Annotated in this window: 12 protein-coding genes; 6 read left to right on the plus strand and 6 right to left on the minus strand. The window is 62.5% G+C overall.

Annotated features, from left to right (window positions below):
- Positions 1–11 precede the first annotated feature (11 nt).
- From P0D87_RS13170 to P0D87_RS13180, 3 genes are all read right to left on the minus strand, one after another.
- Complete coding sequence (locus tag P0D87_RS13170; RefSeq protein ID WP_053860496.1) at positions 12–974, minus strand: Dyp-type peroxidase; 963 nt, start codon at positions 972–974, stop codon at positions 12–14.
- A gap of 182 nt (positions 975–1,156) precedes the next feature.
- The gene (locus P0D87_RS13175; RefSeq protein WP_053860497.1) at positions 1,157–1,678 is read right to left on the minus strand and encodes a DinB family protein; all 522 of its coding nucleotides are present in this window, start codon (positions 1,676–1,678) and stop codon (positions 1,157–1,159) included.
- A gap of 15 nt (positions 1,679–1,693) precedes the next feature.
- Positions 1,694–2,476 (minus strand): GntR family transcriptional regulator, encoded by a 783-nt coding sequence (locus tag P0D87_RS13180; protein WP_053860498.1) that lies wholly within the window; start codon positions 2,474–2,476, stop codon positions 1,694–1,696.
- A 56-nt stretch (positions 2,477–2,532) separates the two neighbouring features.
- On the opposite strand from P0D87_RS13180, the gene P0D87_RS13185 reads away from it, so the two are divergent.
- The 3 genes from P0D87_RS13185 to P0D87_RS13195 all read left to right on the plus strand — a co-directional run bounded on the left by P0D87_RS13185 (position 2,533) and on the right by P0D87_RS13195 (position 6,608).
- On the plus strand, positions 2,533–3,264 hold the full coding sequence (locus P0D87_RS13185; protein ID WP_053860499.1) for an enoyl-CoA hydratase/isomerase family protein: 732 nt from the start codon (positions 2,533–2,535) through the stop codon (positions 3,262–3,264).
- A gap of 411 nt (positions 3,265–3,675) precedes the next feature.
- On the plus strand, positions 3,676–5,076 hold the full coding sequence (locus P0D87_RS13190; RefSeq protein ID WP_053860500.1) for an MFS transporter: 1,401 nt from the start codon (positions 3,676–3,678) through the stop codon (positions 5,074–5,076).
- 20 nt (positions 5,077–5,096) lie between these two features.
- The gene (locus P0D87_RS13195) at positions 5,097–6,608 is read left to right on the plus strand and encodes an aldehyde dehydrogenase (RefSeq protein WP_006050440.1); all 1,512 of its coding nucleotides are present in this window, start codon (positions 5,097–5,099) and stop codon (positions 6,606–6,608) included.
- Between the two features lie 228 nt (positions 6,609–6,836).
- Here P0D87_RS13195 and P0D87_RS13200 read toward each other — a convergent pair whose 3' ends face one another.
- Positions 6,837–7,670 carry a class I SAM-dependent methyltransferase gene (locus tag P0D87_RS13200; protein ID WP_006050439.1) on the minus strand — a complete coding sequence of 278 codons (834 nt, stop codon included), beginning with the start codon at positions 7,668–7,670 and terminating at the stop codon, positions 6,837–6,839.
- 137 nt (positions 7,671–7,807) lie between these two features.
- Positions 7,808–8,242, minus strand: a complete 435-nt coding sequence (locus P0D87_RS13205) for a GFA family protein (RefSeq protein ID WP_006050438.1) — start codon at positions 8,240–8,242, stop codon at positions 7,808–7,810.
- Positions 8,243–8,388: 146 nt separating this feature from the next.
- Here P0D87_RS13205 and P0D87_RS13210 point away from each other — a divergent pair, with 146 nt between their 5' ends.
- Complete coding sequence (locus P0D87_RS13210) at positions 8,389–9,471, plus strand: AraC family transcriptional regulator (protein WP_053860886.1); 1,083 nt, start codon at positions 8,389–8,391, stop codon at positions 9,469–9,471.
- Positions 9,472–9,525: 54 nt separating this feature from the next.
- Here P0D87_RS13210 and P0D87_RS13215 read toward each other — a convergent pair whose 3' ends face one another.
- Positions 9,526–10,551 carry a porin gene (locus tag P0D87_RS13215; RefSeq protein WP_053860501.1) on the minus strand — a complete coding sequence of 342 codons (1,026 nt, stop codon included), beginning with the start codon at positions 10,549–10,551 and terminating at the stop codon, positions 9,526–9,528.
- A 275-nt stretch (positions 10,552–10,826) separates the two neighbouring features.
- On the opposite strand from P0D87_RS13215, the gene P0D87_RS13220 reads away from it, so the two are divergent.
- Together P0D87_RS13220 and P0D87_RS13225 are read left to right on the plus strand one after the other, a co-directional pair.
- Positions 10,827–11,801 carry an ABC transporter substrate-binding protein gene (locus tag P0D87_RS13220; RefSeq protein ID WP_053860502.1) on the plus strand — a complete coding sequence of 325 codons (975 nt, stop codon included), beginning with the start codon at positions 10,827–10,829 and terminating at the stop codon, positions 11,799–11,801.
- A 24-nt stretch (positions 11,802–11,825) separates the two neighbouring features.
- A complete protein-coding gene (locus P0D87_RS13225) occupies positions 11,826–12,851 on the plus strand; it encodes an amidohydrolase family protein (RefSeq protein ID WP_053860503.1) in 1,026 nt (341 codons plus the stop codon).

Genomic DNA, 12,851 nt, shown 5'->3' on the forward strand with positions numbered 1-12,851 from the left:
GGGCGTTCCACCTACACCGCTTGCAACAGGGCACTGAGCGTGCGCGGCGCCGGAGCGAAGAACACCGCGCCGGTGTGCGCAGTCGAGAAATCGAGCAGGCGGTCGTGCATGCCCGGCGGATCGCCGAGGAACATGCGCTCCAGCATCTTTTGCGTCACCCAAAGATGCCTGGAGTAGCCGATGAAGTAGGTCCCATATTCGCCGTGGCCGGGGCGGCCGAAGGGCATGTTGTCGCGCAGGATATCGTGCTCGGTGCCGTCGTCGTCCACGATCGTGGCGAGGGTCTTGTGCGACTTCTGGCCGCTCGCCGCGTCGGGCAATTCCACGTTGCTGACGATCTCCCGGCCGATGATCTGTTCCTGCTCATTCCTGGGAAGCCGAGCCCACGGCTGCATTTGATGCAGATACTTTTGCACTACCACGTAGCTGCCGCCGGCGAACTCCTGATCCTCACTGCCGACCAGCGTTGACGAGCCTATCTCGCGACCGGTCGGGTTGGCTGTGCCATCGACGAAGCCAAGCAGGTCGCGCGAGTCGAAGTAGCGAAAGCCCGCAACCTCGTCGGCCAGCGTCACGCTATCGCCCAGTTGGTCCATCAGCAGGCGTTCGAATTCAAAGCAGAGATCCTCGCGCTCGGCCCGGATATGGAAGAAGAGATCGCCGGGCGTGGCCGGTGCCGTGTGCGTTGGACCCTCGATCGGCGTGAAGGGGCGCAGCTCCTTCGGGCGCTTGCCTGTCTGAAAACGGTCCCACAGCGCCGACCCCAGGGCCGTGATGCACGACAGCCGGCCGTTGAGATCGCGAAAGCCGACCGTCTTGATCAGATCGTCGAGACCGTCCAGGACGCCGGCGACGACCTGTAGCGCGTCGCGACCCTCGGCGACCGTCAAGGTGAGAAACACCGCCGCACGCGACAGTGGCGCATCGATGCTTTGCGAATCGATTGGGACTCGGTCCCAACTGCTGTCAGTCATTTGCCTCTCCCAGATATCCGTTAGCGGGCAGTCGCGGCATGATCAAGGGGCGCCACTACGAGCACAAGATGAACCCTGGTTCGCCCGCCGACTTCCCTGAAGGATACACAGCGCCCCGCAATACCTGTGAGAGTGTAGGTCTTCATAAATACCGCTAGCCATGTCGACACGACTGCTAGCGGCTAAGCGCGCGAGAAACTCGACTCCGGGTGGGCCGCGATAAAAACCGGCAAGTCGGTAGTCGGCGGTCTCGCGGGAACCTCGAAGAACATTTCGCAGACCCACCCGCGATGATACGAAGCGTGGTTCACGAGATGCATGAACATCGCGCCGCGCGACATCGTCGAACGCTCGCCCGAGATGAACGCGAACGTCAGCTCTTCAGCCAGCGACGCATCGCTTTGTGCATCGGCCCAACGTTCGAACCATGCGTTCACGTCCTGTTGCGCGCGACGCAAGTCGTTCAGCTCGGCGTGCAGGACCACGCTGCGCGTCGTGAAGCCGTGTTCCTTGCGCTCGATATGCGCCTTCCAGATCAGATCGACCACATAGTTATGATTCAGCGTACCGATCATCGTTTTGAACAACGTCTGCCGCGTCTTGACGACTTCCTCCGGCGCGAGGGCACCGGTGGCGTCGAAAAGCACCGTGTCGGCCCAGCTCTTGTAGCGGGAAAGAATGCGGGCGGTTTGCGTATTGATCATGACTCGTTTCCTCGATTATTCACTTGCGTCGTTTAACACGTCGAGCGCCGCGCGGCACGCGCCGGCCAACTGTTCGCGCATCAGGTCCTGCACGTTCGGCGAGCGGTTCACAATGGCATCGCGAATCTTGACCGCCTGCCTGAACGACGCGAGCATGCGGCCGCCGCGCGCCATCGCAATGCGTCGCAGGCGCCGCACAGGTCCGATCAAAGCTGCGTGACTGTCCTGTAGCGTGCGGTTGTCGGCGATCGTCATGACGAGTGTGTAGAAGCGATCTAGCGCATCGACGTAACTCGCCGGATCGTCGGCATCGACGCTCGCTTGCATTGCTTCGATCACGTCGTCGAATTGCGCGGTGCCGAGCGCCGTGATGCGCTCCGACGCGAGTTGCACGGCAAGACATTCGAGCGCCGCGCGCACCGTGTAAATCTCCTCGACATCGCGCAGCGTCACCGCGCGCACGTACGCGCCGACGCGCGGCAGGACCGTCACCAGTCCCTCGCGTTCCAGTTGCGCGAACGCCTCGCGCATCGGCGTGCGGCTTACGTTCAACTGCTTCGCGACCTGCACTTCCGAAAGGCGGCTGCCCGGCGCGAGCACGCCCTCGACGATCGCCTCGCGCAACGCGGGCACCACCACACCCTCGCTCAATGAGTCGCTCGATGCATGCACCGTGCGCAGGCGCGAGTGATATTTGATCGCGATCTTGTCTAGCGAATGCGCGCCTGCATGAGGCTCTTTCGCGCGCTTGCGCGCGGCGGCGCCGGCAGTCTTGACCACTGTTTTGCTGGAAGGCATTGACACCTCGTCATCATGTGAATACGCTGTATACAGATTATACAACAGGAGATGTCATGGATCGCAGTCCATTGCCGCAGCCGGTTTTGATCGAGCGAGCGGGCGACGTGCTGAGCTTCACGCTGAATCGCCCGGACGCGGGTAACGAGATTTCCGGCCCGATGTTCGACGCGATGACAGCCACGTTGCGCAGCGAAGCCGCGGAGCCGACCGCGCGCGTGCTGCGCATCCGTGCGAGCGGCGACGTTTTCTGCACGGGACGCGAGCGCGCCGCGCGCGATGCGGTGTCGATCCGATCGGAAGTCGCGCGGCTGATCGAACTGAAGCGCCTCGTGCGTGGCACGTCGATGATTGCGATCGCGGAAGTGCAGGGCGATGCACACGGCTTCGGCTTCGGACTGGCGATTCTGTGCGACTTCACGCTGGTCTCGTCGCGCGCGACGCTCGCGTTTCCCGAGATGCGCAAGGGTTTGCCGCCTGCCGCGATCATGGCGTACGCGGGCCGCTACGCTTTGCCGAAGGCGCTGTTTCCGATGGTCCTGTTCGGCGACGCGTTGACGCCCGCGGCCGCGTTGCAGGCGGGGTTGATCACGAAGGTCTGCGAGCCCGCAATGCTGCGCAGCGACGCGGACGCGCTCACCGATCGCATTCTCGCGCTCGACGATGCGGGCGTGCGCCAGTGCAAGGCATTCTTCCTGGCGGCGGAGGAATGCACGACCGAACAGAACTTCCGCAGCGCGACCGACATGCTGACCGTCGCGAGCCTGCGCCTGATGCAGGGGCGCTGAGCGCAGGTTCTTTCATCGAAGTTCATAGACGGCGAGCGCGAACTTTATCGCGGGACGGCTCGTGTTTGCGCAGACGCCAGCGGCAAGCACCTTGCCTGGGACAGCTTTGCATGGGACCGGACTAAGCGCTAAAGCGCCAAGTCCGGTCGACAGCTTTGCATGGGACGGGAGTAAGTGCTTTGCATGGGACCCGAATAAGTGCTGAAGCACTAACTCGGGCCGACAGCTAAAGCACTAACTCCCGTCGACAGCTTTGCATGGGACCGGACTAAGCGCTAAAGCGCCAAGTCCGGTCGACAGCGGTGCATGGGACGGGAGTAAGTGCTTTGCATGGGACCCGAGTAAGTGCTGAAGCACTAACTCGGGCCGACAGCTGAAGCACTAACTCCCGTCGACAGGAGACAGACAGACATGAACGTTAACGCAGGCCCGCGGCTCGACCGTTTGCCGATGTCGGGATTTCATCGGCGCATCATGTGGCTGATCGGCATCGGCATGTTCTTCGACGGCTTCGACATCTACGTCGCGTCGACGGTGCTCGGCGCCACGCTGAAAACCGGGTTCTCGACAATCGGCCAGAACGCGATTTTCGTGTCGCTGACTTTTCTCGGCATGATGCTCGGCTCGCTCGGCACCGGCTTTCTCGGCGACCGCTTCGGCCGCCGCTTCACGTATCAGGCGAATCTCGCGGTATTCGGACTCGCCTCGCTCGGCGCAGCGCTCGCACCGAACATGAGCGTGCTGATTGCGTGCCGCTTCGTGATGGGCTTGGGCCTCGGCGCGGAAAACGTCGTCGGCTATTCGACATTGACCGAATTCGTGCCGCCGCAAAAGCGCGGCAAGCTACAAGGACTGATGGCTGTGTTCGTCGTGTCCGGGTTGCCGGTCGCGGGGCTCATCGGCCTCGCGCTGATTCCGGCGTTCGGCTGGCGCGCGATGTTTGTTCTCGGCGGCTTCGGCGCGCTGGGCGTCTGGTATGCGCGCAAGTCGCTGCCCGAGTCGCCGCGCTGGCTCGACTCGGTCGGCCGTCACGCGGAGGCGGACGCGATCCTGCGACGCATCGAAGACGAAGTCGCGCACGCGCACGGCGGCCAACCGCTGCCGCCGCCTGCCGTTGCGAAGACGCCGAGCCAGGCTGCGGTTGCGCTGTCGTTCGGCTCGCTGTTCAGCGGCGCGATGCTGCAACGGATGATCGTCGGCTGCGTGACGCTCGTCGTCATCAATACGCTGCTGTACGGCTTCGTTACCTGGCTGCCGACCTTTTTCGTGCATCAGGGTTTCAGCATCGCGAAGTCGTTCGGCTTCGCGCTCGTCATGTCGCTCGGCGCGCCAATCGGCTCCGCAATCGGCGCATTGACGGCGGACTCGTGGGGCCGCAAGCCGACCATCATCGGCGCGTCGCTCGCGGCGATCGTGTTCGGCGCGATCTATCCGTTCGTCTCGAATCCGCTGCTGCTGCCCCTCGTCGGCCTGTTGCTGACCATTCCGATCTACGTGCTGGTCGCGCTGCTGTTCGCCATCTACATACCCGAACTCTTTCCGACCGAAGTCCGGCTGCGCGCATCGGGCGTCTGCAACACGCTGGGCCGCGGCGCGACGATCGTGACGCCGTTTATCGTCATCGCGCTGTACGCGCGGCACGGCATTGTCGGCGTACTCGCACTGATGATCGGCCTGCTCGCGATTCAGATCGTCGTCGTCGCGTGGCTCGGCGTCGAGCCGACCGGCCAGCGTCTCGAAGACCTGCAACCCGCCGACCCACAGACACCCGATGCGCTGCGCACCGATGCGCATGCATCGCCCCTGAAGTGAACCACCTGGAATCGATCTCTATGGACACAGTGAACCAGACCCATCTCGATGCACAGCTTTTCATCGACGGCGCATGGACGGACGCCGACACCGGCCGCACGCTCGATATCGTCAATCCCGCGACCGGTGAAGTGATTGGCGCGCTCGCGGCCGCGTCGGAACAGGATGTGGATCGCGCGGTGCACGCGGGCCATCGCGCGTTCGAAAGCGGCGCGTGGCGCGACATGCCGATCCAGCAACGCGCGCGCGTGCTGAATCGTTTCGCCGATCTGTTCGAAGCGGACCTCGAACAGTTTTATCGGCTCGAAACGTTGAACAACGGCCGGCCGATCTCGGAGACACGCGCGCAGATTTCGCGTCTGCCGCAGTTCTACCGCTATTTCGCGGCGCTTGCGCTGACGCGCCGCAGCGACGTGATTCCGGTCGAAGGGCCGTACCTGTGCTACACGCAGCGCGTGCCGCTCGGCGTCGTCGCGTTGATGACGTCGTTCAATCATCCGCTGATGATTCTGTCGAAGAGTCTTGCGCCTGCGCTCGCGACCGGCAATAGCGTCGTCATCAAGGCGTCCGAGCAGACGCCGCTGACCACCGTGCGCCTCGTGCGTCTACTGGATGAAGCCGGCGTGCCGAAGGGCGTCGTGAACGTCGTGAACGGCGAAGGGCGCGAAGCGGGCGCGGCGCTTGCGCGGCATCCGCTGATCCGCAAGGTCGTTTTCACGGGCGGCACTGAAGTCGGCCGCTCGATTGGCGAAGCCGCGGCGCGCAGCTTCGCGTTGACGACGCTCGAACTCGGCGGCAAGGGCGCCGTGATCCTGTTCGACGATTTCGACATGGAGCGCGCGGTGAACGGCGCGGCGTTCGCGGCCTTCATCGGCGCGGGACAAACCTGCGTGTGCGGCGCGCGGATTCTGGTGCACAAGTCGATCCATGCGGAGTTTCTCGAACGCTTCCGCGCGAAAGCGGCGGCCATTCGCGTGGGCGATCCCGCCGATGTGAAGACGCAACTCGGGCCGGTGATTTCCGAGCGCTCGCGTCAGCGCATTCTGGCGATGCTGGAGCGTGCGAAGGCAGCGGGCGCGAAGGTGCTGACGGGCGGCGGCGTGCCGTCCAGCCTCAAGCAGGGCTTTTTTATCGAGCCGACCGTGCTGTATGACGTCGATCCGCGTTCGGAGATCGGTCAGGACGAGGTGTTCGGGCCGGTCACCGTCGTGATGCCGTTCGACGATGAGGCGGACGCGATCCGCATCGCCAACGACACGCAGTTCGGCCTCGCCGCTTCGGTGTGGACGCAGGACGTCGCGCGCGCGCATCGCGTGGCGAGCAAGCTCGAATTCGGCATGGTGTGGGTCAACGATCACCATCGGCTCGACCCGGCGTCGCCGTGGGGCGGTTTCAAGAACAGCGGCGTGGGGCGCGAGACGGGTGTCGAATCGTTCGATCAGTTCAGCGAGCCGCGCGCGGTGACGATCAATACGAGCGGCAAAACCATCGACTGGTATGCGGACGATGGCGAACCTAAGCGTCTTAACTGATTCTTCTGGAGTGACGCAAGGGGACTGACTTCGCTCACGGCTGTCGGGTTGGTCGGAGTGAGCTGCGTTTGGACATGCGTGGCATGAGGAAATGGATTGGCTTTGCCGCGCACGAAGGCGCGGCAAAGCAGCAGATTGCAATGGTGCGGCGCTAAGCGGAAAGATCCAACAGCGACCAGAGGCGCGACGCGAATCCGTGCAGGACGGCGGCGCTGCGTCCAACGCCGTTCATGATCGTTCAATCACCACTTCGAGGTATTCGCTCGGCAGCACGAGCGTCGCGTCGCCGGACCGGTTGCGGCTTTTTATCAATGTCATCAGATCGCCGAGAAGCGCCGCTTGCCGTTCGCCCTCGAGTGCGCCAAATGCCTTGTTCACCGGCCCATAAAACGTGCGGAAAACTTCCACGAAATGTTCGGGCGAGCGGTAACGGAACGTGAAGTGGCGGCTGTTCGCGACGATCTTCCGGGTTTTTCCTTCGAACAGTGTTTCCAGCCGCGCCTTCGTTCCCCACAGCGCCGGTGACGCCACGCCCGCAGGTGGCGGAATGTGCATGGCAATTGTCTTGAACACCTGGCCGATGAAGCTATCCGGCGTCCAGTTCGCGAGGCCGATGCGGCCGCCCGGCTTGCACACACGAGCCAGTTCAGCCGCTGCCTTCGCCTGGTCCGGAGTGAACATCACACCGAACGTCGACATCACGATATCGAACGAGGCGTCCGCGTAGGGCAGCGCTTCCGCGTCCGCTTCCTGAAACTCGACGGATAGACCTTCTGCTTGTGCGCGGGCGCGGCCGGCGTCCAGCAGTGAGGCGACGTAATCCGTGGAGGTGACATCGCACCAGCGGCGCGCGGCAGCCAACGTTGCATTGCCGTTGCCTGCTGCAACGTCGAGCACGCGCGAGCCGGCGCGCAGGTCAAGCGCTTCGCATAGAGCTTCTCCGACGATCTGCAGCGTCGTGCCGACCACAGCATAATTGCCGGTCGACCACGCGGCCTGTTGACGGATCTTGACGGCAGCGAAATCTGCGACGGGTAAAAAAGAAGAATCGACTGCGGACATAAACGACTCCTGAGAACCGGGGCAGCGATGAGTCAATACTCAGAGTTGCTGCCATTCAGATGACGCCGCGAACTTGCACTGTGAAAAAGCCCGCGCGACGATCGGGCGAATCAAACCAGAACCGCGAGATGCAATGGCTATTCGGCAACGCTGATGCCCGAGCCGCCCATTTCCCCCGGCAGATCTTTCTGCTTGGGCAGACCGTCTTTCATTCGAAGGCGCGACTCCGGGTAATGAACGTGCACACCGGGTTCATAGGGGAAGTCGGCGATGACTGCGGCGTAGACGTCGATCAGTTCGAGCCCGGGATGTTCGGTAAACAGATGGCCGCCGCATGACTTGCACCACTTGCGGTAGCTATGGGCTGTCTTGTTGTAAGTGCCAATATCATCGGCGCCGCGAGTAACGTGCAGCGCCTCGGGCTTCCACAGCGTGAACGCATTGACGGGCGCTCCCGACCAGCTTCGGCACGACTCACAATGGCAATAGCCCATACCCGCAGGCTCCCCGCTTACCGTGAATTGCACGGTGCCGCAAAAGCATTGACCGCGATAAGTCTCTGCGTTACTCATGTCGTTCTCCTGATGGTGGAAGGCGGCGCTCTACCGTTCGTTGTTGCGGATTCGCGTGAGTGCTAGTATCGGGACGCAAGCCATATCGGTGAATGACCGGTCGTCCAGATATTTTGCGCAGGACGCCGAAACTGATGGACGACGTCATGGATGCTCTTTCCGACGTACTTCGCCTCGTGCATCTGAGCGGAGCGGTGTATCTAAGCGCCGACTTCACTGCACCGTGGTGTGTTTTCGGCGAGGCGACGCGGGAGTTGTGCGTATCGTTTTTGCCGCGCGCGGAGCGCATCGTCTCCTATCACCTCATCACAGAAGGAAGCTGTCGCGCACGGCTCGTCGACGACCCGTCTTCCGCTATCTGCGTCGATGCCGGAGAACTTCTCGTCGTGCCGCAGGGCGAAGCGCATCTAATGGGCAGTTCGGTCGATCTCGAACCGGCGCCCTCTCACCAGATGCTGTCGCAGTATCTGGAAACCGCGCCGGGCGACGTGATCAGGTTGAGCTACGGCGGGGGCGGCGCGAAAACGCGGCTCATTTGCGGCTTCCTCGCCTGCGACGATACGCTGACCAATCCGGTGCTATCGGCATTGCCTCGTATGTTCAAGATCGACATGCGCAACGACGCGAGATCCGCGTGGCTGGAGTCGTCGTTGAAACTCGCGGCTCTCGAAGCAGCCGAATTGCGCGTAGGCAGTGCGATCGTACTCGGACGTTTGTCCGAACTGCTTTTCGTGGAGGCGGTACGGCGTTGTGTCGATTCGCTGCCTGCGGACCGCAAAGGATGGCTGGCCGGCGTCAGCGATCGCTTCGTGGGACGATCGCTCGCGTTAATGCACGCGCAACCGGCGCATGGTTGGACAGTCGATGAACTTGCCCGCAAAGCGGGCCTCTCGCGTTCGGCGCTGGCACAGCGCTTTACTCAATTGCTCGGCCAGCCACCGATGCAATATCTGGCGCGCTGGCGTCTGCAAATCGCGGCACAGGCGTTACGTGACGGAGCGCAGTCACTTACGGCTATTGCGGAGAGGGTGGGCTATGAGTCGGAGGCGGCGTTCAATCGTGCATTCAAGCGTGAATTCGGCTTGCCGCCCGCCAGTTGGCGACGCAGCCACTTGACGACGGACGGCCACGATTCGTTGTCCGACGCGCCCGATGCGCGTTTTCTCTCAGGCGAATGTTCGGCCGAGGTCGGCTGCAAGACGGGCGTCAGTGGAATCTCGCCGCTATAAGCCGGTTACTGGCCACGCGGTTCATCATGCAGATCGGCAAGCTGTTCGCCGCCGTCAGAACTTATGCGTCATTCCGACGATAACACCGCGCGCATAAGCACCGGGCTCTACCGCGATGCCCGAATACTGCGTGCCGTCGAGCGTGTATTGCGCCTGATGGCGGTTCTGGATCAGCCCCGCAGCGGTGTACAGGATCGTCGACTTCGACAGATAGTATTCGTAGATCAGACCGACCTGCTGCGCGTTGTTGCCCTGGCCCGTGCGGTCGTGCGCATAACTGTACATCACTGAAAAGCGGTTGAACGGATTGAATAGATAGGTACCCGAAGCTTCGTAGATGTCGCGCTTCTCGCTGTGATCGCTCTGACGCTCCGTTTGATACGCCAGATAGAAGCGCGCGGCGCCGAGCCGATAAGACGCGGCCGCGCGGAAGATTTTTTGCACGGACGTTCCCGTCGCATTCGCCGACGACTCATAGCCGGCCCCCACATGAATCGGCCCGTGCACATAGCGCGCGACCACGTTATAGAAACGCAGCCCGTTGGACGGGCTCGTTGTCTGATCGCGCAGCGAGACCATGCCCTGGACCGTCAGCCCGCGGAAGTCCGGCAGAAAGTACGCGATTGCGTTGCTCGCGCGCACGGACGCGTCGGTAAAGTTGTTGATCGGCGATGCGAAGCTTTTGACCGCGGTGGGGTCTACTTCGCCGTTCAGGAACAGATATTCGGGCTTCTTCTGCCGCCCAAAGCGCAATTCGCCGAAACGCCCCGATACGCCGATCCACGCAAGCCGGTTGAACGACGCGGTCGGGTCGGTCGCCGCACCGGTCACGCCTGAAAAGCCCTGCTCGAGCTGAAAGTTGACGTGCACGCCGCCGCCAATGTCTTCGTGACCCATCAGCCCATACACGGTCGCGAAGAGTCCGCTCGATACCGCGCGTACCGCGCCTCCCGCACCGCCGTTCTGATATTCGATGCCGTTATCGACAACGCCATAAAGCGTCACCGACGACTGCGCATAAGCGCCGTTAAATGCACATGCCGATGCAACGGCCAATAGCGAATAGGCCAGCTTCTTCATTCTGTCTCCGGGACTGTTTCTTTTGGTGTGCCGCGAAAAGCGAGAACGCAGAATAGGGGATCGCCGCGCGTACGTCCCTGCACAAAATCCAGATTCACCGGCACTTTTCAAATGCCGATCGACGCTCGCGCGCTGACAAAAAAAGTGCCATTGAAAGTGACTTTTGTGTAGGGACGCGAGCCTCTTCCTCAAATATGCTGGGTCCGTCGAAACGATGCGCCCGGCGCCGGTGTGTTCCGCCGGTGCCGGCGGCGAATACTCCCAAGGAGAGGAAGTTGACAAGGAAAGTCCCGCTCAAGATTGCAATTGCTGAGCACCCGCACACCTCGGCTATCCGTAACGGTTCCATTCCCATTGAAGGCGTGGACGCGGAATTCATCACGGTCAAGCCGCAGATCGGCGCGTTTCGCCGGATGGTCCGCGATGTCGAGTTCGATGTCTGCGAACTTGCGCCGACCACTTACATCATCGCCCGCGCTTATGGCGCGCCTTTTGTCGCGCTGCCGGTATTCGTCGTGCGGCGCTTTCACCACGGCGGGCTGCTCGTGCGCCCGGACGCAGGCATCAAGACGCCTAAGGACCTCGAAGGCAAGAAGGTCGGCGTGCGCGCCTATTCGGTGACGACCGGCGTGTGGACGCGTCAGGTGCTGATGGACGAATTCGGGCTCGATTCGTCGAAGGTGACGTGGGTTGTCGACGACGAAGAGCACGTGACGCAACTGAAGCTGCCGCCGAATGTGGTTCACGCGCCGGCCAACAGTTCGCTATCCGAAATGATGGAGAAGGGCGAACTGGCGGCGGGCTTTGCGGCTGCCGCGGGCATCGGCCGCACCGGCGCGCCGACGGGCGGCTGGCAGGAAGTCGAGGCCGACTATCCCGACCTGCTGCCGAACGCGGCCGAGCTCGAAACGGAGTACTACGCGCGCACCGGCGTCTATCCGATGCACGGCACGATCGTCGTCAAGGATTCGGTGCTGGCCGAGCACCCGTGGATCGCGCACTCGCTGTTCGATGCCTTCGCGCAGGCGAAGCAGGAATGGCTCGCGCGGCTCGATGCCGGCGAAGCCACGAGCGCGAGCGACAGGAAATACATCGAGTTTCGCAAGATCGTCGGACATGACCCGCTGCCTTACGGTCTCGCCGAAAACCTCAAGACGATTCAGGCGCTCGAAGCGACGGCGTTCAGGCAGGGCCTGACGCCGCGGCGCATGTCCATCGACGAGCTGTTCGTCGATCCGCTCGCTCGCTGAGCGCACGCAAGTTAGAGAGAAAACATGATTATCGATTGCCACGGTCACTTCACGACCGTACCCGCATCATTTCGCAACTGGCGCGCAAAGCAGGTCGAATTCGCGAACGATCCCGCTAACGCGCCGTCGCGCGCCGACGCCTATGTCACCGACGACCAGATTCGCGAGGCCATCGGCAACGGGCAACTGAAACTGCAGCGCGAGCGCGGCAGCGACCTCACGCTGTTCTCGCCGATTGCCGGTCTGATGAGCCACCACCTTGGCAACGAGCGGACGAGCCTCGAATGGGCCGAAGTGTCGAACGACCTCGTGTATCGCGTGACGGAACTGTACCCCGACAATTTCGCGCCGGTGTGCCAGTTGCCGCAGTCGCCGGGCGCGGCGCCGGCCAACTCGGTTCCCGAGTTGCGCCGCTGCGTCGAGCAACTGGGCTTTGTTGGCTGCAATCTGAATCCCGATCCGAGCGGCGGCTACTGGACCGGCAAACCAATGAGCGACCGCGAATGGTATCCGCTCTATGAAGCGCTGGTCGATCTCGACGTGCCCGCGATGATCCACGTCGCCGCGTCGTGCAATCCGTGTTTTCACGGCACGGGCGCGCATTACCTGAACGCGGATACGTCCGTCTTCATGCAACTGCTTCAGTCGGATCTGTTCAAGGACTTCCCGACGCTGCGCCTCGTGATTCCGCACGGCGGCGGCGCGGTGCCCTACCACTGGGGACGTTATCGCGGCATGTCGCTGGAAATGCGCGAGCGTCCGCTGGAAGGGCTGCTTGAGAATATCTTCTTCGATTCGTGCGTGTATCACCAGCCGGGCGTCGAACTGCTGACCAAGGTCGTGCCGGCCGACAACGTGCTGTTCGGCTCCGAAATGATTGGCGCGGTGCGCGGCAAGGACCCGTCCACCGGCCAGTACTTCGACGACACGAAGCGCTATATCGACGCCTGCCCGGCGCTCTCGGACGAAGACCGCTACAAGATCTTCGAAGGCAATGCGCGGCGCGTCTATCCGCGTCTCGACGCGCGCCTGAAGGCTCGCGGCAAGTGA

Origin of the sequence: Paraburkholderia sp. RL17-368-BIF-A (genome assembly GCF_046054045.1) — a bacterium.
Classification (GTDB): domain Bacteria; phylum Pseudomonadota; class Gammaproteobacteria; order Burkholderiales; family Burkholderiaceae; genus Paraburkholderia; species Paraburkholderia graminis.